Here is a 23,211-nt window from a genome sequence, read left to right on the forward strand (position 1 = left end):
TTGCAGTTGTGAAACTAATAGTAGCAATTGCCGTTAATCCACGTTACGGATCTAAGCGAATGTATATTTGTACATTAATTTAGGGTGGTACCGCGGGAATCTATAACCTCTCGTCCCTTTTTAGGGATGAGAGGTTTTTTGTATTTTGGGCGGTGAAAATAAATAGAATTTCAAGGAGGGTATCTCATGAGCTTTAATCATCAAGAAATTGAGAAGAAGTGGCAAGGGTACTGGGAAGAGAATAAAACATTCCGTACGCCAGATGAGACAGAAAAACCAAAATTTTATGCACTAGATATGTTCCCATATCCATCAGGTGCAGGCTTACACGTAGGACATCCAGAAGGTTATACAGCGACAGATATTTTATCTCGTATGAAGCGTATGCAAGGATATAACGTTCTTCATCCAATGGGATGGGATGCATTTGGTCTTCCAGCAGAGCAATATGCACTTGATACTGGAAACAGCCCAGCTGAATTTACAGAGCATAATATTAATACGTTCCGTAACCAAATTAAATCATTAGGTTTCTCTTACGATTGGGACCGTGAAGTAAATACAACAGATCCAAACTACTATAAGTGGACGCAATGGATCTTCCTAAAACTATTTGAAAAAGGCTTAGCTTACGTTGATGAAGTACCTGTAAACTGGTGCCCAGCACTTGGTACAGTACTTGCAAACGAAGAAATCATTGACGGTAAGAGTGAGCGTGGTGGACATCCAGTTGAGCGTCGTCCGATGAGACAGTGGATGTTAAAAATTACAGCTTACGGAGATCGTCTATTAGAAGATCTAGATGAGCTTGATTGGCCTGAAAGCTTAAAAGATATGCAACGTAACTGGATCGGTCGTTCTGAAGGTGCAGAAGTACACTTCAACATCGATGGTACAGACGAGAAATTCACAGTTTTCACAACACGCCCTGATACATTATTTGGTGCAACATACTGTGTACTAGCTCCAGAACATGCACTTGTTGCAGAAATTACAACAGCAGAACAAAAAGAAGCGGTAGAAGCTTACATTAACGCTGTAAAAATGAAGAGTGATCTAGAGCGTACAGAACTTGCGAAAGAAAAAACTGGTGTATTCACTGGTGCTTACGCAATTAACCCAGTAAACGGTGAGAAATTACCAATCTGGATTGCTGACTATGTTCTTGCAACTTACGGAACAGGTGCTGTAATGGCAGTTCCAGCTCACGATGAGCGTGACTATGAATTCGCATCAGTATTTAATCTTCCAATGAAGGAAGTTGTAAAAGGCGGAGATATTACGAAAGAAGTGTACACAGGTGATGGTGCACACGTAAACTCAGCATTCCTTGATGGTTTAAATAAAGAAGAAGCAATCGCAAAAATGATTGAATGGCTTGAAGTAACGAGCGCAGGAAATCAAAAAGTAACGTACCGTCTACGTGACTGGTTATTCAGCCGTCAACGTTACTGGGGTGAGCCAATTCCAGTAATTCACTGGGAAGATGGTACAATGACAGCTGTGAAAGAAGAGGAATTACCATTAGTTCTTCCGAAAACAGAAAACATCCGTCCTTCAGGTACAGGTGAATCACCACTTGCTAACATTGACGAGTGGGTAAATGTTGTTGATCCTGAGACTGGTAAAAAAGGTCGTCGTGAAACAAATACAATGCCGCAATGGGCTGGTAGCTGTTGGTATTACCTACGTTACATCGATCCAAACAATAGCGAAGCACTTGTAGATCCTGAAAAAGTAAAACAATGGCTTCCAGTTGATATTTATATCGGTGGTGCAGAGCACGCTGTACTTCACTTACTATATGCTCGTTTCTGGCATAAAGTATTATACGATATCGGTGTAGTTCCAACGAAAGAACCGTTCCAACAATTATTCAACCAAGGTATGATTCTAGGTGAAAACAACGAGAAAATGAGTAAATCAAAAGGTAACGTTGTAAACCCTGATGATATCGTAGCAAGCCACGGTGCAGATACACTTCGTCTATACGAAATGTTCATGGGACCATTAGATGCTTCAATCGCTTGGTCTGAAAATGGTCTTGACGGAGCTCGTCGTTTCCTAGACCGCGTATGGCGTCTATTCGTTCAAGATAACGGTGAATTAAGTGAGAAAATTACTGACGCACCAAATAAAGAGCTTGAAAAAGCTTACCATCAAACAGTGAAGAAAGTAACAGAAGACTATGCAGAGCTTCGCTTCAACACAGCGATTTCTCAAATGATGGTATTCATCAATGATGCATACAAAGCTGAAACACTTCCAAGAGAATATGTAGAAGGTTTCGTAAAAATGATTGCACCAGTTGCACCTCATATCGGGGAAGAGCTATGGAGCAAACTTGGATACAATGAAACAATCACATATGCAAGCTGGCCAACATTTGATGAGTCTAAACTTGTAGAAGATGAAGTTGAAATCGTTGTTCAAGTTATGGGTAAAGTTCGCGCAAAACTAACAATGAGTAAAGACGCATCAAAAGAAGAAATGGAACAACTTGCACTTGAAGCAATTCAAGACCAAATTGAAGGGAAAACAGTTCGTAAAGTAATTGTTGTTCCTGGAAAACTTGTTAACGTTGTTGCAAACTAAATCATTTGAAAAAGCTCAGAGCGTTTATGTTCTGAGCTTTTTTGTATAGAAAATAATCTCAGGGTCACCTTCATCTAAGTTTTCAACTATTCCGCTACGTATAAAACCATTCGAGTTAAATACTTTCTGCATACTTTCATTCGATTCGTTCGTTGAAGAAAATATTTTTTGAGTAGGAGAATGACTTAACATATATGAGATTAACGAGCTTGCATAGCCTTGCCTTCTTTTAGTTGGTGAAACAATGATTAATGAGAGGAAAGTACAACCAAAGAAATTTGTATCGTATGTTAGAAAGCCAGAGATAGAATTTTCTTCTGTTACAATGATGCATCTGCCTTCACGGATAGTGTGCTTAATATAATTTCGTCTACTATCGTTTCCAATTACGTCAATATCTATATGGACGATTGAATCTAAATCATTGATAGAAGCCTTTGTTACATTCTTCAATATAAATACCTCCTAGAAAAAATATTCAGTTAATTAATTTTATCATGAATGAAGAAAAAGAAGCGGAATTCTAGTGCAGACAAACACCTATTCTTCTATAGGAAATATGATAAAAAAGGTAGGCTAAATTGAGTAGAAGAGGTGAAAGGAATGAAAGGGATGGACAATAATGCACCACATGGTTTCTTCGGGAGTGGATCGGATAGTTATGAACAAATGATGTTAATGGGAGGAGGACAACAAGGATACGGTGGAATTCCGAGCTGGATGGGCGGAACACCTGGAGGGTTTTCTACATCAGTAGCGGGTGTACAAACTGGAATTCCAACATTAACAGGAGGATTTCCATCATCGGTAGCCGGAGTGCAAACTGGAATCCCAACATTTGTTGGCGGAGCAGCGGGAGGAGTACCAGTAGGCGTACCAACTGCATTTCCATCTTTCGTTGGAGGAGTACAGACAGGATTTCCTGTACCGGGAGTAGGTGTTGTAGCAGGAGGAGTAGGTGGATATCCGCAAGTAGTTCACGGCTACCATGGTCATCATCACCACCATCAAGGTCAACATGGCCATCATGGACATCACCACCATCAAGGTCAACACGGCCATCATGGACATCACCACCATCAAGGTCAACACGGCCATCATGGACATCACCACCATCAAGGTCAACACGGCCATCAAGGTCATCACCACCATCAAGGTCAACACGGCCATCATGGTCATCACTATCATCAAGGTCAACATGGTCATCAGGGGCAACAAGTACATCACCACGGTCACCACCACATTCATCCGCAAGCTGTTCTTTATCAAACTCACCAAGGCCAACATGGTCACCATGGACATCACCACCAAGGCCAACATCATGGACACCAAGGTCACCACCATCACCAAGGTCATCAAGGCCAACACGGTCATCATGGGCAACAAGGCCAACATCATGGACACCAAGGTCAACATCATGGACACCAAGGTCAACATCATGGACACCAAGGTCAACATCATGGACACCAAGGTCAACATCATGGACACCAAGGTCAACATCATGGATACCAAGGTCAACAGCACCAACAGCACCAACAATATCAGCAATATCAACAACAACAACAATCTTCTCCTTGGACAGGTGGAATTGGAGCAGGAGGAGCAGGGGCAGCAGCAGGAGCAGCTAGTATTAGTGGAGCAGCAGGACACGCAGGGCACGTGGGTCATTAATGATTGGCAGAAAAAAAGCCATAATAAAAAACTGCTAGGAAATCCTAGCAGTTTTTTTCAGCTTCTTGACGCTGACGTTCAATTTCAGCACGAAGTTGTGGTTCCGGTGCTTGCCAGTCTTCTGGCTTTAGAATCTTACCGTCGCCTTCACGGAATCGAGGTTTCCCATCAGGGAATAGTTTTGCCATGTTGGCGTTGTTTACAATTTCGAATCCTTTATCTGGACGTACACCCATTTCGGCAAACGTTCCGAATGCAAAGTAAATAAGGTCAATTAGTGCATCGTATTGATCTTCAACAGTCGTTGCCTCTAGAAATTCTTCTAGTTCTTCCTGCATAAAACTTGCACGGATTTTTGCACGCTCTTCTGTTAATTTTGTTGGAGTATTTGTCACAGGATGTCCGAATACTTCATGCATTTTCGCAACAAGTTCGTATCCTTTATCTAAACCTTTTTCGTTTGTCATGTTGTTTCATCCTTTCTTACGTTATGCCGAAGTTTATTGTAACATAAGGTGATTATGAAATGAAAAGAACATCTTATTGAAATAAGATGTTCGCTCGTTATTCTTCTTTTTTTATTAAAAGCGATGAAATAAGATCGATGCCAAAAATACCGACGAGTAACATTGGTATAACGACAAGCAAGTAACGTGTGAAGGAAACATTTTTTAAGTATGTATGAGCAAATAAAAAGACGCCGAGAAATAAAATACCATTTAAAATAGGCTTTACTAATTTTTTAGACATAAGCTCCCCCATAAATATCTTCTCTCTCTATCTAAAATAAAAACTCCTCTCTCCGTTGTATCATGCTGGAGAGAGGAGTTCAATCATTTCTCATTCAATTACACCAGAATTTGTAATATTCACGGTGTATTTTATATGAACTGGAACATCTTTATACATTTGTCTCCATTCTTCTAATTTGAATGGGCGATAATGTTGCTTATACTTTGCACCTAGCCCGAGAGGATCGACGCCTAAAGATTTAAATTGCTTAATTAACTTAGCAGCTTGTTTATCTAATTGTTTTTGGACATCTTTTTCAATGTTTTTTGTGTTCTTGTTATTTTCTAAGTTAATTTGCTTTGATAGTTCTTGAATACGTGCGTCAAGACGAACGTGAATGAAAAAAGAAGGCTTTCCGTTTTTAATTTTTATATCGTAAGTTGGAACAGAACGAATATTATTAATCATTACGTACGCAGAATCTGTTTTAAATTCATGTGAATCTAATTTATGTTTCTCTAATAGTCCTTTAAATATGAACATATCTTTTTCCGCAATTTTACCGATATATTTATCCTTTTTAAAAAGACCAATTCCAGTGATTTTTATTTTATCACCATGCTTCTTTAGAATGGGAATATAGTAGTCTTGCCCTTCTTGATAATAACGAAATGCTCCTACATGCAGATTATCCGTTGGTAAAGGACCGGTCTCCATATTATGTTCTAACAACTTTTTTATATAAATTGCAACGTTGTATGAAGTGGAATATTTGCCTTTTAAAAGTTCAGTACCATTCCCCTCTAATAAAGCGGCATATAAAGCGTTCCCTATATTCACATCTCGAAGTAATGTATCGAATGAAGTAGACATTCCTGTTTTGGCAAGTCTTATCGTATATAGAGCGACACGCATTTGTCCACTAGCAAAAGGTTGAGAAGATTCTAATGATGTATCTGCTTTTACTTGTTTTACCGCATTTGCAGTTCCTTCAAAAACTTGAACTTTATTTCCTTTTTTCTGAATGGGGCAAACGAATGTCACTTTTACTTTGTTGCCTTTTGCAACGTCAAATACGGATCCTTGAATAAGTTGTACATCGTCGATAATATTTTTTTGTAAACATCCAATTAGACTGAAGAATGTTATACAAGAAATAAGTATTAATTTGCTTGTGCTTTTGATTTTTTCCATTTTCTTTTCACCCACACAATAATAAATAGGATTGGGATGTATACATAAATGAGCCAAAAACTAACCTTTGATACATTACTAATAAAGTTATTAATATCGTGTCTGTTTGTTAAAAGTTGTGAAACAATGAGGGTGATAAGGATAAAAGCGATTAAAACCCCTCTTTGTTTTACACGGAATATTTCATGAGTTGCTCTCATTGACGCCCATAAAGGGAGGATAAAACTTGAAATAATAACGAGTGCGTAGCCTGAAATTGCAATATATTCGAGTCTTTCTATAAATGGTAATTGAATGACTTGGGTCATAGAAAGTTGTGCCCATATCGTTTTTAATAATTGTTTTTCACTAAAAAATGCAAAGGCTAAAAGGGTGCTAAATAAATATAGAAGATTTGAAAATAGTGCTCCAAGCTGAGCGTATTTATGAGATTGCATAGGCTTTTTCACAAATGGATATACCATGAGGTAAATCTCAAAACCGGTCATACTGTAGATTGACAGTTGAGCGGATTTTAAAATGTCTGAAAAAGAATGTGTGAATATAGGTAGTAAATTATCCCAATGTGAATATTTCAAAACGAATAAGCTTAGAAATAAATATCCTAATGTACCACCAACAGAGATGACACAAATGCCAGTAATGACACGAAATCCAGAAGAGATAATGTAATAGCTAACTAAGCATAAAAAGAGTGTTAACATAAAGGTGGAAGCGGTAGGAAACATCCATACTTGAATAATTTCAACATATGTTCGAATAACCGAAATGCTGACGTTTAAAAAATAAGCTGCAAAGATGATATTAAAGATATTCCCTATCCACTTTCCGAACGTTTGCCTTTGTAAATCAATTAAATTTCCATTTGTTTCTTTTAATAAAAAATACATCATCCATATAAGGAGATGGATACAGAGTCCCGTGATTAGAACGCCCATCCATCCGTCGTATCCAGCGGCCTTTGCGATGATTCGAGCGAAGCCGAGAACGCCAGCACCAAACTGTGCACCGTGAATTAAGAAGAAAACAAAGACAGGAGATATTTGATATTTTTCTTGAACTTTACTCATCAATGCACCTCATTTCTTAATCATCAAAATCCGATCTATGTTTTGTTGAAATTCCTTTCGCAGCTTTTTTTACATGTTGTGGTCTTGCTTGTACATCTCTTGTATCAATCATTGTTAAAGGAAAACGGATCCAAGAATCTTTAACAGATTGTTGTCTTGTTGGATAGAACAAAGCGTACGGCTTGCGTAAAGAAGTAAGTCTAAACAGATGGGTGAATAAAAAGATAAATCCAAGTGAAATACCGAAAAGTCCTCCTATTTCTGCAAATATGAGAAACGGGAAACGTAGTAATCGAACCGCATTACCCATTTTATAAATAGGTGTAATAAAGGAAGCGAGTGCTGATAAGGCAACGATAATTAATAAAATATTACTCGTTAAACCTGCTTGTACAGATGCTTGCCCGATTACGATACCCCCTACGATACCGAGCGTTTGACCAACTTTCATCGGTAACCTTGCGCCGGCTTCTCTTAATAAATCAATTGCAAGTTCTAAAAAGAGAGCTTCAATTAAAGGCGGGAACGGTACTTGTGCTCTTGATAAAATTAAAGTTTCAAGTAAATCACTCGGAATAAGTTCATAATGATAATTTAAAACTGCAACGTATAACGGTGTAGCGCAAATTGAAAATAGAACGGCAATTAATCTTAAAACCCTTGAAAATGTAGCGTACATCCAGGAGACGTTATAGTCTTCTGGTGAAATGAAAAAATCGAAATAGGATACCGGTGTTAGTAAAACACTCGGAGAACCATCAACAAAAATAGCAATTTTCCCATCAATAAGCGCTTTTGTAACTCTATCAGTACGTTCTGTATTGATATATAGAGGGAAAATTGATTTTTCACCCATCAATTCTTGTATATAAGCACTATCATTAATTTGATCATATTCAAGAGCGCGTAATGATTCCTCGAGAAAATCTACATTATCTTTTTCAGCGAGGTTGTCTAAATACATCATGACAACTTTCGTTTTGGAAAACTCGCCGATAATCATTTCTTTTGTTTGTAAATCTAAAACAGGCAGACGTTTTCGAACTAAATTAATGTTTGTATCAATAGCCTCTACGAAACCTTCTTGCGGACCAATAACAGTTGATTCGTTTAAAGGAGGGGTTGGTGCACGATAATTATCAATTGCAATGTTTGCAAGCATACATTTTTGATCTTGCTGATTCAATTGAATGATCGCATGTCCCTTTAAAACCATGTCTTCAATTTTTTGCAAGTCGTTCGTAATTGTAATGCCACTCATCGGAATATGTTCTTTTAGTTCTTCTAGCGAAGTACAAGGTCTCTCTAAAAGAGTAGGCATTAAATATTTTTGTAATTTCTCCCCATCAAGTGAAGGGCGATAGTAAGAAATCCAATAAGGCATCGTTTCATCGTCAGATGTATGGTAATTAATAAAATCACTAGACTTTTTAAGTTTCTCTATTAAATCTTGTAGAGAATGAATACGGTCTTTTTCTGGTTTTGTAAAGTCATAAATACTATTACCTCCAGAGCTTTGTTGCTTACTTTGAGAAGGTTCATCTTGCTTAGCGTTTTGTTGTTTATCTTGAGACGAATCACCTTGTTTAGCACTTTGTTGTTTATCTTGAGATGAATCATCTTGTTTAGCACTTTGTTGCCTATCTTGAGACGAATCATCCTGTTTAGAGCTTTGTTGCTTATCCTGAAACGAATCATCTTGTTTAGAGCTTTGTTGCTTATCCTGAAACGAATCATCTTGTTTAGCGCTTTGTTGCTTATCCTGAAATGAATCATCTTGTTTAGCACTTTGTTGCCTATCTTGAGATGAATCATTCTGTTTAGAGCTTTGTTGTTTATCCTGTGAAGATTCATCTCGTTTAGATTTTTGTTGTTTATCTTGAGATGAATCATCTTGTTTAGCACTTTGTTGTTTATCTTGAGATGAATCATCTTGTTTAGCACTTTGTTGCCTATCTTGAAATGAATCATTCTGTTTAGAGCTTTGTTGTTTATCCTGTGAAGATTCATCTTGCTTAGAACTTTGTTGCTTATCCTGAGAAGATTCATCTTGTTTAGCGCTTTGTTGTTTATCCTGAGAAGAATCTTTTTGCTCGTTATTTTTACCTTTATTATGTTTTATACTTCTAGTCTGTTCTTTGTTATCATCCTCTTCATTGTTAGAATGCTGCTCCTGGTTATCTCTTTCGTTTGCTTCTGGTTTATTTAATTTTTTTTTCTTACGTAACCAATTCCAAATCATATGTATGCCCTCTTTAATCTTGTAATATAGTGCTATTTTGTGGCTAATTTTGTATATTATTCATTTATTTATGAAAAGAAGAAGGAGATTAGTTGCATGGAAAAAAATCTTTAGTAAGCAGTTCATACTATAACGGGGAGAGGGAGAGTCTGTGCAAATTGTAAAAAAAGAGAAGTTTGTTTTAAAAGAGTTTACGTTTGAAAATGGCAGGGAAATTCCTGTTCAAATGGGATACGAGACATATGGTACGTTAAATAGAGAAAGGTCAAATGTGATTTTGGTTTGTCATTATTTTAGTGCAACAAGTCATGCGGCGGGAAAATATACAGTGCATGATGAGGAGTCTGGTTGGTGGGATGGGCTCATTGGACCTGGGAAAGCAATTGATACAAATAAGTATTTTGTTATATGTACGGATAATCTTTGTAATGTGCAGGTGAGGAATCCATATGTGATTACAACAGGACCGAAATCAATTAATCCAGAAACTGGAGAAGAATATGCTATGGAGTTTCCGGTTTTTACATTTCTTGATGTAGCTTGTATGCAATATGAGTTAATAAAAGGTATGGGAATTTCAAGGTTACACGCTGTAATCGGACCGTCGGCGGGGGGAATGATTGCACAACAATGGGCGGTTCACTATCCACATATGGTAGAGCGGATGATTGGCGTTATTACGAACCCACAAAATCCAATTATTACGTCAGTAAACGTAGCGCAAAATGCGATTGAAGCAATTCAACTGGATCCAAGTTGGAAAGATGGAAAATATGGAGAACAGCAACCGATAAAGGGGCTTCATTTAGCAAATAGAATGATGTTTATGAACGCGTTTGATGAGCATTTTTATGAAATGACATTTCCTCGTAATAGTATAGAGGTAGAACCTTATGAAAAGTTTTCTACACTAACATCATTTGAAAAAGAGATAAATAAAGCGACATATACAAGTTTAGAGCTAGTAGATGCAAATTCATGGATGTATACTGCGAAGGCAGTTTTATTGCATGATATTGCACATGGGTTTTCTTCACTAGAAGAATCTCTTTCTAACATAGAAGCGAATGTGCTTATGATTCCGTGTAAACAAGATTTGCTTCAGCCGTCTCGTTATAATTATAAAATGGTAGATATTTTGCAAAAACAAGGGAAATATGCGGAAGTATATGAGATAGAAAGTATAAATGGGCATATGGCAGGAGCACTTGATATTTATTTATTTGAAAAAAAAGTTTATGAATTTTTGAATCGGAAAGTATCTAGTTTTGTGTAGAAGAAAAATGATGGGGAAAAGGTGCAATGTTTGTAGTAGGCACCTTTTTTCACATGATTTGTAGACGGAAAATATATGTAGCTATTGCTATACCAAAGAACGCTATGCTAAGCAATAGAAATAAGAATGACATTTCTTGTGAGGATTTTATTTTTTTATTATTTTTCATACTGAGAGTAATAATTGCAGCGATTAAGAAAATGATGCCCATAATGAAAAGGGAAAGTGTCATTTTCATTGGCTCCTTTCATAAAACAAGTATATTGAGGATACAATGCAAGAGTTATGTTTGTAAAGAATAAGTTTTGCGGGAAAATTGAGAAATAGTTTTTCGATTCTTTGCGTTCTTTCTTTTGCATGCTAAAATTGGTAGAGAATGTTTGTGAAAAAGAAACTAAAGGTTTTATTGTATATAAGGAGGAACTACATATGACAGAAGTTAAAACAATTACTACAGAAGAAGTGCAAGAGCGTTTAGAAAATGGAGAAACGTTATTTTTAGTGGACGTAAGAGAAGATGAAGAAGTAGCGGCAGGGAAAATTCCAGAAGCTGTACATATTAAAATGGGTGATATCCCACATAAAGTAGATTTCTTTAATAAAGAGAATGAATATATCTTTATTTGTCGTTCAGGAATGCGCAGTGAAAATGTATGTCATTATTTAAATGAGCAAGGATTTAAAACAGTGAACATGGTCGGCGGTATGCTTCAATATGAAGGTGAAACGAAATAGTAAATAGTTAAAAACTTGAAACGAGTATGTTTCAAGTTTTTTTTCTTTTGCATACAGTATATAAAAGGAGGATGGAGAAGATGGGAATTAACATGCGTAAAGTAAAAATTATAAATAATACAGGAGCTGTTAATGTTGGCGATTGTTATGATCTCTCACCTTTTGCTGTATCAAAAGCGTATGCGGGTGCCGGAGGGGCGAGTGCGGCTATTTTTTTAAATGGGAAAAGGCAGCCAGAAGCGGTAATTAGAACATCAGTATTTCTTCCACCATTAGCAACAAGTACACGTACGTTAGGTTCGTAAAGGAAAGGTAGTGTGTAAGTATGCCGGCACATATAAAAGAGTTTGTTATCGTTAATAATACAGGAAATATATTTACGGGCGATAATTTAAGAGACACTTCATTTACTGCTTCGAAATCGTATAGTGGTTCAATGGGGTGTACTTGGATTGATGTTGTTACTGTAATAGGGACGGAGACAAAGCTTTGTTTACAGCCAGGAGATTCTGTCACAACAACGTATACGAGAGGTACTCCTGCTGGTACTGTAACAGGAACGAATACTGGGCAAGGTGCAAATGTGTCGAGTACTATGCAGGCGGTGCCAAATATAGATAATATGGATTCAGTTGCTGGACTCCCTTAAGGAATTAAGGGAGTTTTTATTATTTAAAATAAAAATAGTCTTGGAAATTATTTTTGAAAATAGATTAAGAAGAGGTTTATTTATTATGAAAAAGAAGGTTTGTAGGTGGTGAAAGTGTGAAGAAACGTGATAATAATGGGAAGCAAAATTCGTTAAGCTCTAATTTTAGAATTCCACCCGAACTTATTGGACCTACTTTCCCTCCTGTTCCAACTGGATTTACAGGTATAGGGATTACTGGCCCAACAGGTCCACGGGGTCCAACTGGTCCTCAAGGACCGAGAGGGTTACAAGGTCCGATGGGGGAGATGGGCCCGACAGGACCTCAAGGTGTGCAAGGGATACAAGGACCAGTTGGTTCAATAGGTGCAACTGGACCAGAAGGACAGCAGGGACCACAAGGGTTAAGGGGGCCACAAGGAGCAACAGGAGCGACAGGTTTACAAGGGGTGCAAGGAATTCAAGGTCCGATTGGTTCGACAGGAGCAACTGGAGCGCAGGGGATACAGGGCGTACAGGGATTACAAGGTCCGATTGGAGCTACTGGACCTGAGGGACCTCGAGGAATCCAAGGTGTGCAAGGAGTGCCAGGGGTAACTGGTCCTCAAGGAATTCAAGGAGCTCAAGGAATTCAAGGGGCACAAGGACTAACTGGAAGTACGGGGTTAACGGGAGCAACTGGTCAGGGGATAACAGGCCCGACTGGAATAACAGGTCCAACTGGGATAACTGGACCATCTGGAGGACCTCCTGGTCCGACAGGTCCGGGCGGTGGACCGAGTGGAAGTACAGGTGCGACTGGAGCAACTGGGAATACTGGAGCTACAGGAAGTACAGGGGTAACAGGAGCAACGGGAAGTACAGGTCCTACTGGAAGCACGGGAGCACAGGGCTTGCAAGGAATCCAAGGGATTCAAGGGATTCAAGGGCCAATTGGGCCAACAGGTCCAGAAGGTCCGCAGGGTATTCAAGGTATTCCTGGTCCGACGGGAGTAACTGGTGAACAAGGAATACAAGGAGTTCAAGGTATTCAAGGGGTAACGGGAGCAACAGGAGATCAAGGTCCGCAAGGTATACAAGGGGCTATAGGACCACAAGGGGCAACAGGGGTAACAGGAGATCAAGGTCCACAAGGAATACAAGGAGTACCAGGGCCATCAGGAGCAACAGGGCCACAGGGAGTTGAAGGGATACAAGGTCCGATGGGTGATATAGGACCAACAGGTCCAGAAGGCCCAGAGGGACTTCAGGGCCCGCAAGGAATACAAGGTGTTCAAGGGCCAGTTGGAGCGACGGGTCCAGAGGGTCCTCAGGGGATACAAGGTATTCAAGGACCGGTAGGAGCAACAGGCCCACAAGGTCCACAAGGGATTCAGGGAATACAAGGTGTGCAAGGGATAACGGGAGCAACAGGAGCGACAGGAGAAACGGGAGCAACCGGAGTGACGGGTTTACAAGGTCCGCAAGGAATCCAAGGAGTGCAGGGAGAGATAGGTCCGACGGGTCCCCAAGGTGTTCAAGGTCCCCAAGGAATTCAAGGAGTAACGGGGGCCACTGGAGATCAAGGTCCGCAAGGGATTCAAGGCCCACAAGGCGACATAGGTCCAACTGGCCCCCAAGGAATTCAAGGCCCACAAGGTTCTCAAGGAATCCAAGGAGCGACAGGGGGAACAGGAGCACAAGGCCCACAGGGAATCCAAGGTCCGCAAGGTGACATAGGTCCGACTGGGTCACAAGGTCCAACTGGAATCCAAGGGATACAAGGAGAGATAGGACCAACAGGTCCAGAAGGCCCAGAGGGACTTCAGGGCCCGCAAGGAATACAAGGTGTTCCAGGGCCAGTTGGAGCAACGGGTCCAGAGGGCCCCCAAGGAGTGCAAGGTATACAAGGGGCGATTGGTCCAACCGGTCCGATGGGCGCACAAGGAGTGCAAGGAATACAAGGGGTTCAAGGAGCAACAGGTGCACAAGGAGTGCAAGGACCACAAGGAATTCAAGGGATACAAGGTCCGACGGGAGCAACAGGAGATACGGGGGCAACCGGAGCGACGGGAGAAGGAACTACCGGCCCAACAGGAGTAACTGGTCCAACAGGGGTGACTGGCCCGTCAGGAGGACCAGCAGGACCGACCGGCCCGACGGGGCCATCAGGTCCGGCAGGAGTGACAGGTCCATCAGGTGGACCACCTGGCCCGACAGGAGTAACAGGTGCGACAGGAGTAACAGGAGATACCGGGGCGACAGGCTCAACTGGAGCGACAGGAGCAACGGGAGCAACAGGAGTGACGGGTTTACAGGGCCCGCAAGGAATCCAAGGTGTTCAAGGAGAGATAGGTCCAACCGGCCCACAGGGTATTCAAGGTCCCCAAGGAATCCAAGGAGTAACGGGGGCAACAGGAGCACAAGGTCCACAAGGAATTCAAGGCCCACAAGGAGAGATAGGTCCAACCGGCCCCCAAGGAATTCAAGGTCCACAAGGTCCTCAAGGAATCCAAGGAGTGACAGGGGCAACCGGGGCACAAGGCCCACAGGGAATCCAAGGCCCGCAAGGTGATATAGGCCCGACCGGCCCACAAGGCCCCCAAGGAATTCAAGGCCCGCAAGGAATTCAAGGTCCAACGGGAGCTACAGGAGCAACCGGAGCGACAGGTCTCCAAGGAATTCAAGGCCCACAAGGAATCCAAGGCCCGCAAGGAATTCAAGGTCCAACGGGAGCTACAGGAGCAACCGGAGCGACAGGTCTCCAAGGAATTCAAGGTCCACAAGGAATCCAAGGCCCGCAAGGAATTCAAGGTCCAACGGGAGCTACAGGAGCAACCGGAGCGACAGGTCCCCAAGGAATTCAAGGTCCCCAAGGAATCCAAGGCCCGCAAGGAATTCAAGGTCCAACGGGAGCTACAGGAGCAACCGGAGCGACAGGTCCCCAAGGAATTCAAGGCCCGCAAGGAATCCAAGGTCCAACGGGGGCTACAGGAGCAACCGGTTCACAAGGTCCAACTGGAGATACAGGTCCAACCGGAGCTGGAGCCACAGGAGCGACCGGGGTGACTGGAGTTAGTACAACTGCAACGTATGCATTTGCGAATAATACATCAGGAACCGCTATTTCCGTTTTATTAGGTGGTACGAATGTACCATTACCGAACAATCAAAATATTGGTCCAGGAATAACCGTTAGTGGTGGAAATACTGTATTTACAGTTGCGAATGCAGGAAATTATTATATAGCTTATACAATTAATTTAACGGCAGGATTACTTGTAAGTTCTCGTATAACTGTAAATGGCAGTCCGCTTGCGGGAACGATAAACGCCCCGACAGTGGCTACTGGTTCATTTAGTGCAACAATAATTGCTAACTTGCCTGCTGGAGCTGCTGTTAGCTTACAGTTATTTGGAGTAGTTGCAATAGCTACATTATCTACAGCAACGCCAGGGGCTACCCTGACTATTATTAGATTAAGTTAATAAGCAGAGAACCTTGAAGCTTTTATGTTTCAAGGTTTTTTTATCTTTGTATTTGTAAGTAAACCTCGTTAACCAGGGGGAGTGAATCCCCTCTAATTATTTAAAGTTTCACTTTATTCACTTGAGCAAAAACATCGCAGTTCGAAAATATATTATAATAGAATGAAAAGAAAGAAATTTGGCAGAAAGGGAGGGTGGCGATGCAGGAGATGGTTAAAGATTTTTTTGGACGCCCACTTCAAGATTTACGTATATCTGTCATTGATCGTTGCAATTTTAGATGTACATATTGTATGCCAGCGGAAATATTTGGGCCAGAATATGCTTTTTTGAAAGACGAGTTTTTACTAACTTTTGATGAAATTGAGCGTTTGGCAAAATTATTTGTTAGCATCGGTGTACGGAAAATTAGACTTACTGGCGGTGAGCCACTGCTTCGTAAAGATTTAACAAAACCTATTGCACGTCTTGTGAAAATTGATGGGCTAATAGATATAGGGTTAACGACAAATGCTATTCATTTAACGAAACAAGCGAAGGCATTAAAAGAAGCTGGATTACATAGAGTGAATGTTAGTTTAGATGCGATAGATGATGACATATTTAAGAATATTAATGGTCGAAATATTAATACGAAACCGGTAATTAAGGGAATTATAGCAGCTAAAGAGGCGGGCTTGGAAGTAAAGGTAAATATGGTTGTGAAAAAAGGGATGAACGATCATCAAGTACTACCGATGGCTGCGTATTTTAAAGAGCAAGGAATCACGCTTCGGTTTATTGAGTTTATGGATGTTGGTAGTACAAATGGGTGGAATTTTGATCAAGTCGTTACAAAACGAGAATTGATTGAGATGATTCATAAGGTGTATCCGCTTGAGCCAGCTGAAGCGCATTACTTTGGTGAAGTTGCGAAGCGATATCGGTATGTTGGAACAAATGTTGAAGTTGGTTTTATTACATCTGTTTCTGAGTCATTTTGTGTCTCTTGTACGAGGGCGAGAATTTCGGCAGATGGAAAGTTTTATACGTGCTTATTTGCGACAGAGGGTTTGGATGTAAGAGAACTTCTTAGAGGAAATCTTTCGGATGAGGAGTTATTAAGTGTTATACAAGATGTATGGATGAATAGAAAAGATAGGTATTCGGATGAACGAACAGAAGAAAGTGCAAAAAATCGTCCAAAAATCGAAATGTCTTATATAGGAGGATAAGAAAGGGGGCTATCGCATGCAGGAGCGATATTCAAGACAAATATTATTTTCTGGTGTTGGAGAAGAAGGGCAGAGAAAAATAAGAGAGAAGCATGTGCTTATTATTGGTGCTGGTGCTCTCGGTGCGGCAAATGCAGAAGCGATTGTTAGAGCGGGTGTTGGAAAAGTAACGATTGCTGATCGTGATTATGTAGAATGGAGTAATTTACAAAGACAACAACTATATACAGAAGAAGATGCAAAGCAGTATAAACCGAAGGCGGTAGCGGCAGCAGAGCATTTAAGAGCGATTAATTCTGAGGTGGAAATAACTCCGGTTGTGACAGATGTAACGGTGCAAGAAATGGAAGAATTAGTGAATGATGTAGATTTAATATTAGATGCGACAGATAATTTTGAAACGCGTCTTCTCATTAATGATATTTCACAAAAGTATAATATTCCGTGGATATATGGTGGGTGCGTTGGAAGCTATGGAGTAACGTATACAATTTTACCAGGGAAAACACCGTGTTTTCGCTGTTTAATGGAGCATCCGGCGAGCGGAGCAACATGTGACACAGCTGGTATTATACAACCGGCAGTACAATTAGTAGTTGCGCATCAAACTACGGAAGCGCTGAAAATATTAGTAGAAGACTACGGAGCGCTTCGTGAAACGATGTTATCATTTGATCTTTGGAATAATCAACAGATGGCATTTAAAGTGAATAGGCAGAAAAAAGATACTTGTTTATCTTGCGGAAGGTTACGTACATATCCGAGTTTAACATTTGAAGCACAAACGAAAACAGAAGTGTTATGTGGGCGAAATACAGTGCAAATTCGTCCAGGTGTGCGGAAGAATTTTAATTTGGAAGAAATTAAAAAGCGCTTACAAAGAAGCGTAGAGATAAAGGCGACACCTTATTTATTGTCGTTTCCAGTAGAAGAATATCGTTTTGTTTTATTTACAGATGGCAGAGCTTTCATTCATGGGACGAATGATATAAATGTAGCGAAAAGTTTATATGCAAGATATATAGGTTGAACCTAAAGGGAATCCTTTAGGTTCAACGGAGAAAGGATTATGAATTTCTCGTATAATCTCCACTTTTTCCGCCTGTTTTTTCAAGTAAGTACGTTTCGCCGATAATCATACCTTTATCGACAGCTTTACACATATCATACACAGTAAGAGCGGTAGCCGAAGCAGCTGTTAAAGCTTCCATTTCAACACCGGTGCTACCTTCTGTTTTAACTTTTACTTCAATGAGTAAACGATATTGTTCTTCTGATTGTTTCCAATCGAAAGAAACGTCAACACCTTTTAATAGTAAAGGATGGCACATTGGGATAATATCAGAAGTTCGTTTCGCAGCCATAATGCCTGCGATTTGCGCAACTGCTAATACGTCACCTTTCCCAATTTCATTGTGAGAGATTTTATCGTAAATTTCTTTCGTAACGACAATGCTAGAGCACGCAATTGCTGTTCGAACGGTTGCTTTTTTGTCACTTATATCAACCATCTTCGCGCGTCCTTGGTCATTAAAGTGTGTAAATGAAGACATGGAATTCCTCCTTGAAGTAATTTCTATTGAATATATAAAGTTTAATCGAGATAAAAAAAATTGCAAATATGAGGTGAGAAACGATGGTAGAAAAACGAATTCCAATTCAAGTTGCTGAGGCAGTAGAACGGGTAATGAAATATGCAAAGCATGGTGAAGTAGAAGAAATTTCTATTACGGAAAGTTACGGGAGAATTCTCGGGGAAGATGTTGTCTCAGATCATGACGTTCCTCATTTTGATCGTTCCCCTTACGATGGTTTCGCCATTCGAGCAGAAGATACGAAAGAAGCAACTCAAGAGAATCCAGTTGAATTTGAAGTAATAGGAGAAATCGGGGCAGGTTCTGTTTTTACAGAAGAAGTAGGATCTTTTCAGGTGGTTCGTATTATGACAGGAGCAGCTATTCCAAAAGATTGCAATGCAGTCGTAATGCTAGAGCTGACAGAAGGGTTTGAGAAGAACGGGAAAACATATATGAAGTTAAAACGCCCTTTTAATAACGGTGACAATGTGTCGTTTAAAGGAGAAGATATAAAACAAAATCAAGTTCTCGTTCAGAAAGGCGTTGCAATTAATCCAGGTGTTGCCGCCTTATTAGCAACGTTTGGATATAGCACTGTGAAAGTTGTAAAACAGCCTGTTGTCGGTATTGTAACGACAGGAAGTGAATTATTAGAAGTACATGAGCCGTTAGAACCGGGGAAAATTAGAAATAGTAACTCGTATATGATCGCAGCTCAAATTATGAAAGCTGGCGGGAAAGTTCGTTATTATGGTCAACTCGCGGATGAGTTAGATGCATGTTTTACAGCTGTTCAATCAGCGGTGGATGAGGTCGACATTTTAATTACAACAGGCGGTGTATCAGTAGGAGATTATGACTACTTACCAGCTATTTATGAAAGGTTACAGGCAAATGTACTCTTTAATAAGATAGCCATGAGGCCCGGAAGTGTAACGACAGTAGCTGAAGTTGATGGAAAGTTACTCTTTGGTTTATCAGGAAATCCGTCTGCTTGTTATGTAGGCTTTGAATTATTTGTGCATCCAATTATAAAAACGTATTTGTATGCGAAGGAACCTCACGTATATAGAGCGGATGCTATTTTACAAAAAGATTTTCCAAAGCCAAATCCATTTACTCGTTTCGTAAGAGCGAACGTAACAATTGTGGACGGGGCGTTACAAGCGATGCCAGTTGGTTTAGATAAATCGAGTGCGGTATCTTCACTTGCAGATGCGAATGCTTTTATCGTGTTACCTGGAGGAACGAGAGGATTTGAGACCGGAATGAAAGTATCCGTATTATTGTTAGAGCACTCTGAGGGATGTGATTGGCCATGGGCAAAGCCACTTCAATCTTACAAATAGTAGGATATCAAAATAGCGGGAAAACAACACTTGTTGAGAAAGTGGTGCATGCATTAGCTGAACGAAAAATGAAAGTTGCTACAATTAAACATCACGGGCACGGAGGCTTTCCAGAAGTAGCGCAAAAAGATAGCGAAAGACACCGTAAAGCTGGTGCTGTCGTAAGTAGTGTAGAAGGTGCTGGATTGCTTTCACTTTCTTCACTAAGAAAGAAATGGTCCTTGCAAGAAATTATTCGCTTATATGAGTTTTTTGAAGTGGATACAATTTTAATAGAAGGCTATAAAAAAGAGAATTACTCGAAAGTAGTGTTACTTCGTTCTGCGGAAGACATTGAGCTTTTACATAAAGTAGAAAATATTGTGGCGGTTATTACGTGGTATGATGTTCCGGCAAATATACGAGAAGAATATAAAGTATTTCATATAACAGAAGAAGAGTTGTACATAGACTGGTTTTTACAAACGGTTAGGAGTGCGAAATGATAAATACATATTATGAAGTAATTGATACAGAAATCTCAATTGAAGAAGTAACGAAGAAAGTAATTCGACGTGAATGCGGTGCTGTTACAACATTTATTGGAACGGTTAGAGAGTTTACGAAAGGGCGTCGTACATTATACTTAGAGTATGTTGCTTATAAGACGATGGCAGAAAAGATGCTAGAGAAAATTGGCTTGGAAGTGAAAGAGAAATGGCCAGGTACATATGTTGCGATTACACATCGCATCGGTACGTTGCAAATTTCTGATATAGCGGTTGTTGTTGCTGTTTCAACACCACACCGTAAAGCGGCTTATGAAGCGAACGAATATATTATGGAACGCATAAAACAAATTGTTCCGATTTGGAAAAAGGAGTTTTGGGAAGATGGTGACTCATGGATTGGTGATCAATTAGAAAAAACACCATATCCGGCGGGAGAGCCTGGGAAGGAGCTATAAGTATGATTAGAGTATTGTTATTTGCGCACTTGCAAGAAGAAGCAGGGACAAGTGAATTACAAATAGAGAAAGAAAATATTACGGTTGCACAGTTAAAAGATGTTGTTGCGAACGAATATAATGTACCAGTTTCAGAGCCAATTATGGTTGCGATTAATGAAGAATACGCAAATGAAGATGACAGGGTCCAATCTGGTGATGTTGTTGCACTAATTCCACCAGTGAGCGGTGGTTAATATTGGATTCATTAAAACGACTTTCCTACATAGGGAAAGTCGTTTTTTTATGGCAGTTTTGAGAACACTAATCTATAGAACAAGGAGGGAACTATGAAAAAAATATGTGTAGTTATCACAATGCTATGTGTGGCCTTTTTCTCTTCTCCAAGCGATTCTTTCGCGAAAGAATCAAGAGAACAGCTTTTAGAGAGTGCATTATCAAATAGGTACTATTCAGTTATTAGACAAGTGACAGAAGATCAATATGAATGTGCTTCAGTTATAGATATAAAGCGTCTCGGCAAGAAAGATGAATTTGTTCCTAGATACGAAGTGAAGCTACAATTTCTTACATTTCAAGGAGCGCATAATCCGCCGAACGATAAAGTTACGCTTACTTTGGAAGACCATTTAGATCACGTAAAGATAAAGAAAGTGGAGCGAGAAAAGAATGTTTCTGACGTTATTGCAGAAAAAGTTTGTGAACGGGAAAAAGAAAAAATAAAAGCTCACTCTAACGACTTAGAGTGATAATCTATGGCATTTAGTAAAGAAAGGTAATGAGTGATGGATATATTTTTAGCGATTTTACCAGCTATATTTTGGGGAAGTATTGTGCTATTTAACGTAAAACTGGGCGGGGGCCCGTATAGTCAAACGCTCGGAACAACGTTTGGAGCACTTATTTTCTCAATTGTTGTTTATATTTTTATGAAGCCAGTATTAACACCTACCGTTATCGGAGTTGGAGTTGTGTCAGGTTTATTTTGGGCGCTTGGTCAGGCAAATCAATTGAAAAGTATTGATTTAATGGGTGTTTCGAGGACGATGCCAATTTCAACAGGACTTCAATTAGTCGCGACGACTTTATTTGGCGTTATCGTATTTCATGAATGGTCCACGACAATATCGGTCGTCCTTGGGATTTTAGCGCTCGTTTGTATTATTATCGGTGTTATTTTAACATCGCTTCAAAGTGAAGAAGAAAAGAATGCAGAGCAAGCAGCAAACTTTAAAAGAGGTATCGTAATTTTATTAATTTCAACAGTCGGTTATTTAGTTTACGTAGTAGTAATTAGGTTATTTAACGTAGATGGCTGGTCGGCTTTGTTGCCACAAGCAGTTGGTATGGTGTTAGGTGGGATTTTGCTTACCTTTAAACATCATCCATTTAATAAATATGCAATTCGCAATATTATTCCAGGATTAATTTGGGCAGCTGGAAATATGTTTTTATTCATTTCACAGCCGCGTGTTGGAGTTGCAACAAGTTTCTCGCTATCGCAAATGGGAATTATTATTTCCACGCTTGGTGGGATCCTTATATTAGGTGAAAAGAAAACGAAACGTCAATTAACGGGTATCGTTGTCGGTATCGTTTTTATTATCGCAGCCGGAATTATGTTAGGTATAGCCAAAAGTTAAAGGAGGTATGGAAATGTATAGTGATTTAGCAGGGAAAGTTGTCGTTATTACAGGATCAGCAACTGGTCTCGGAAGAGCGATGGGAGTGAGGTTTGCTAAGGAAAAAGCGAAAGTGGTTATTAATTATCGCTCACGAGAATCAGAAGCGAATGATGTGTTAGAAGAAATTAAAAAGGTAGGCGGCGAAGCGATTGCTGTAAAAGGTGATGTAACCGTCGAATCAGATGTTGTGAATCTCATTCAATCTGCTGTGAAAGAGTTTGGTACGCTTGACGTTATGATTAATAATGCAGGGATAGAAAACGCGGTACCGTCGCATGAAATGCCGCTTGAAGATTGGAATAGGGTAATTAATACAAATTTAACAGGTGCTTTTTTAGGAAGTCGTGAAGCGATTAAATATTTTGTAGAACATGATATTAAAGGGTCTGTCATTAATATGTCTAGTGTTCATGAGAAAATTCCGTGGCCACTATTTGTGCACTATGCAGCAAGTAAGGGTGGCATTAAACTGATGACAGAAACGTTAGCGCTAGAATATGCGCCAAAAGGTATTCGAGTAAATAATATAGGACCAGGTGCAATTAATACGCCAATCAATGCAGAAAAGTTTGCTGATCCTAAAAAACGTGCTGACGTAGAAAGTATGATACCTATGGGCTATATTGGAAAACCTGAAGAAATCGCAGCAGTAGCAACTTGGCTTGCTTCATCAGAGGCGAGTTACGTAACGGGAATTACGCTATTTGCAGATGGTGGAATGACGTTATATCCATCGTTTCAAGCTGGGCGTGGGTAATATAAAAGGACGAAGAGATAAAACTCTTCGTCCTTTTTTTACAAAAAAAAAT

Annotated in this window: 24 protein-coding genes and 1 other annotated feature (1 of these 25 only partly in view); of the genes, 16 read left to right on the top strand and 8 right to left on the bottom strand. The window is 39.9% G+C overall.

The annotated features are described in order from the left end of the window. Positions 1-121 (top strand) — a binding site (T-box leader); it begins 99 nt to the left of the window's first position. Between the two features lie 65 nt (positions 122-186). Further along, the gene (gene leuS / locus QCI79_RS17970) at positions 187-2,595 is read left to right on the top strand and encodes a leucine--tRNA ligase (protein WP_000009458.1); all 2,409 of its coding nucleotides are present in this window, start codon (positions 187-189) and stop codon (positions 2,593-2,595) included. Positions 2,596-2,619: 24 nt separating this feature from the next. On the opposite strand, the gene QCI79_RS17975 is transcribed toward leuS, so the two are convergent. Next, complete coding sequence (locus tag QCI79_RS17975) at positions 2,620-3,048, bottom strand: GNAT family N-acetyltransferase (RefSeq protein ID WP_000800325.1); 429 nt, start codon at positions 3,046-3,048, stop codon at positions 2,620-2,622. Positions 3,049-3,198: 150 nt separating this feature from the next. Here QCI79_RS17975 and QCI79_RS17980 point away from each other — a divergent pair, with 150 nt between their 5' ends. Then, positions 3,199-4,266, top strand: a complete 1,068-nt coding sequence (locus QCI79_RS17980; RefSeq protein ID WP_048549224.1) for a hypothetical protein — start codon at positions 3,199-3,201, stop codon at positions 4,264-4,266. Between the two features lie 44 nt (positions 4,267-4,310). On the opposite strand, the gene QCI79_RS17985 is transcribed toward QCI79_RS17980, so the two are convergent. The 5 genes from QCI79_RS17985 to QCI79_RS18005 all read right to left on the bottom strand — a co-directional run bounded on the left by QCI79_RS17985 (position 4,311) and on the right by QCI79_RS18005 (position 9,504). Next, entirely contained in the window at positions 4,311-4,733 is a 423-nt protein-coding gene (locus tag QCI79_RS17985; RefSeq protein WP_021728749.1) for a pyrophosphohydrolase domain-containing protein, read from the bottom strand. 97 nt (positions 4,734-4,830) lie between these two features. Next, positions 4,831-5,016 (bottom strand): hypothetical protein, encoded by a 186-nt coding sequence (locus QCI79_RS17990; RefSeq protein WP_000038781.1) that lies wholly within the window; start codon positions 5,014-5,016, stop codon positions 4,831-4,833. Positions 5,017-5,106: 90 nt separating this feature from the next. Further along, on the bottom strand, positions 5,107-6,192 hold the full coding sequence (gene gerHC / locus QCI79_RS17995; RefSeq protein WP_000411390.1) for a spore germination protein GerHC: 1,086 nt from the start codon (positions 6,190-6,192) through the stop codon (positions 5,107-5,109). After that, positions 6,162-7,262: a spore germination protein gene (locus QCI79_RS18000; protein ID WP_000049083.1), complete on the bottom strand. Its 1,101-nt coding sequence runs from the start codon at positions 7,260-7,262 to the stop codon at positions 6,162-6,164. Before QCI79_RS18000 ends, gerHC begins: the two co-directional genes overlap by 31 nt. Before the next feature lie 16 nt (positions 7,263-7,278). Continuing rightward, on the bottom strand, positions 7,279-9,504 hold the full coding sequence (locus QCI79_RS18005; RefSeq protein ID WP_021728748.1) for a spore germination protein: 2,226 nt from the start codon (positions 9,502-9,504) through the stop codon (positions 7,279-7,281). A gap of 151 nt (positions 9,505-9,655) precedes the next feature. On the opposite strand from QCI79_RS18005, the gene QCI79_RS18010 reads away from it, so the two are divergent. Next, on the top strand, positions 9,656-10,780 hold the full coding sequence (locus QCI79_RS18010; RefSeq protein ID WP_001167627.1) for a homoserine O-acetyltransferase family protein: 1,125 nt from the start codon (positions 9,656-9,658) through the stop codon (positions 10,778-10,780). Positions 10,781-10,829: 49 nt separating this feature from the next. On the opposite strand, the gene QCI79_RS18015 is transcribed toward QCI79_RS18010, so the two are convergent. Further along, positions 10,830-11,012: a hypothetical protein gene (locus tag QCI79_RS18015; RefSeq protein ID WP_002101457.1), complete on the bottom strand. Its 183-nt coding sequence runs from the start codon at positions 11,010-11,012 to the stop codon at positions 10,830-10,832. 197 nt (positions 11,013-11,209) lie between these two features. Between QCI79_RS18015 and QCI79_RS18020 the strand changes: the two genes are divergently transcribed. The 6 genes from QCI79_RS18020 (at position 11,210) to QCI79_RS18045 (ending at position 17,875) form a co-directional block, all read left to right on the top strand. Continuing rightward, a complete protein-coding gene (locus QCI79_RS18020) occupies positions 11,210-11,515 on the top strand; it encodes a rhodanese-like domain-containing protein (RefSeq protein WP_000141207.1) in 306 nt (101 codons plus the stop codon). An 80-nt stretch (positions 11,516-11,595) separates the two neighbouring features. Next, the gene (locus QCI79_RS18025) at positions 11,596-11,820 is read left to right on the top strand and encodes a spore germination protein (protein WP_000512596.1); all 225 of its coding nucleotides are present in this window, start codon (positions 11,596-11,598) and stop codon (positions 11,818-11,820) included. A 20-nt stretch (positions 11,821-11,840) separates the two neighbouring features. Then, positions 11,841-12,164 (top strand): hypothetical protein, encoded by a 324-nt coding sequence (locus QCI79_RS18030; protein WP_001110847.1) that lies wholly within the window; start codon positions 11,841-11,843, stop codon positions 12,162-12,164. Between the two features lie 116 nt (positions 12,165-12,280). Continuing rightward, positions 12,281-15,631 (top strand): BclA-related collagen-like exosporium protein, encoded by a 3,351-nt coding sequence (locus QCI79_RS18035; protein ID WP_071699935.1) that lies wholly within the window; start codon positions 12,281-12,283, stop codon positions 15,629-15,631. Positions 15,632-15,831: 200 nt separating this feature from the next. Beyond that, positions 15,832-16,845: a GTP 3',8-cyclase MoaA gene (gene moaA, locus QCI79_RS18040; RefSeq protein WP_021727837.1), complete on the top strand. Its 1,014-nt coding sequence runs from the start codon at positions 15,832-15,834 to the stop codon at positions 16,843-16,845. 16 nt (positions 16,846-16,861) lie between these two features. Then, on the top strand, positions 16,862-17,875 hold the full coding sequence (locus QCI79_RS18045) for a molybdopterin-synthase adenylyltransferase MoeB (RefSeq protein WP_001158106.1): 1,014 nt from the start codon (positions 16,862-16,864) through the stop codon (positions 17,873-17,875). 37 nt (positions 17,876-17,912) lie between these two features. Here QCI79_RS18045 and moaC read toward each other — a convergent pair whose 3' ends face one another. Further along, positions 17,913-18,398 (bottom strand): cyclic pyranopterin monophosphate synthase MoaC, encoded by a 486-nt coding sequence (gene moaC / locus QCI79_RS18050; protein ID WP_000094146.1) that lies wholly within the window; start codon positions 18,396-18,398, stop codon positions 17,913-17,915. An 83-nt stretch (positions 18,399-18,481) separates the two neighbouring features. Here moaC and moeA point away from each other — a divergent pair, with 83 nt between their 5' ends. The 7 genes from moeA (at position 18,482) to QCI79_RS18085 (ending at position 23,159) form a co-directional block, all read left to right on the top strand. Beyond that, positions 18,482-19,771, top strand: coding sequence for a molybdopterin molybdotransferase MoeA (moeA, locus tag QCI79_RS18055; RefSeq protein WP_000229696.1), 1,290 nt, complete (start codon positions 18,482-18,484; stop codon positions 19,769-19,771). Beyond that, positions 19,735-20,256, top strand: coding sequence for a molybdopterin-guanine dinucleotide biosynthesis protein B (gene mobB, locus QCI79_RS18060; protein WP_002101454.1), 522 nt, complete (start codon positions 19,735-19,737; stop codon positions 20,254-20,256). Before moeA ends, mobB begins: the two co-directional genes overlap by 37 nt. After that, a complete protein-coding gene (gene moaE / locus QCI79_RS18065; RefSeq protein ID WP_000611226.1) occupies positions 20,253-20,717 on the top strand; it encodes a molybdopterin synthase catalytic subunit MoaE in 465 nt (154 codons plus the stop codon). Before mobB ends, moaE begins: the two co-directional genes overlap by 4 nt. A 2-nt stretch (positions 20,718-20,719) precedes the next feature. Continuing rightward, complete coding sequence (gene moaD, locus QCI79_RS18070) at positions 20,720-20,953, top strand: molybdopterin converting factor subunit 1 (RefSeq protein ID WP_000621778.1); 234 nt, start codon at positions 20,720-20,722, stop codon at positions 20,951-20,953. A gap of 93 nt (positions 20,954-21,046) precedes the next feature. Next, on the top strand, positions 21,047-21,466 hold the full coding sequence (locus QCI79_RS18075) for a DUF3888 domain-containing protein (protein ID WP_000717679.1): 420 nt from the start codon (positions 21,047-21,049) through the stop codon (positions 21,464-21,466). Between the two features lie 36 nt (positions 21,467-21,502). Then, positions 21,503-22,360 carry a glucose uptake protein GlcU gene (gene glcU, locus QCI79_RS18080; protein ID WP_000350861.1) on the top strand — a complete coding sequence of 286 codons (858 nt, stop codon included), beginning with the start codon at positions 21,503-21,505 and terminating at the stop codon, positions 22,358-22,360. A 13-nt stretch (positions 22,361-22,373) separates the two neighbouring features. After that, a complete protein-coding gene (locus tag QCI79_RS18085; protein WP_000286673.1) occupies positions 22,374-23,159 on the top strand; it encodes a glucose 1-dehydrogenase in 786 nt (261 codons plus the stop codon). The last annotated feature ends 52 nt before the right edge of the window (positions 23,160-23,211 follow it).

Source organism: Bacillus cereus group sp. MG1, assembly GCF_040460035.1.
GTDB classification, from domain to species: Bacteria; Bacillota; Bacilli; order Bacillales; family Bacillaceae_G; genus Bacillus_A; species Bacillus_A cereus.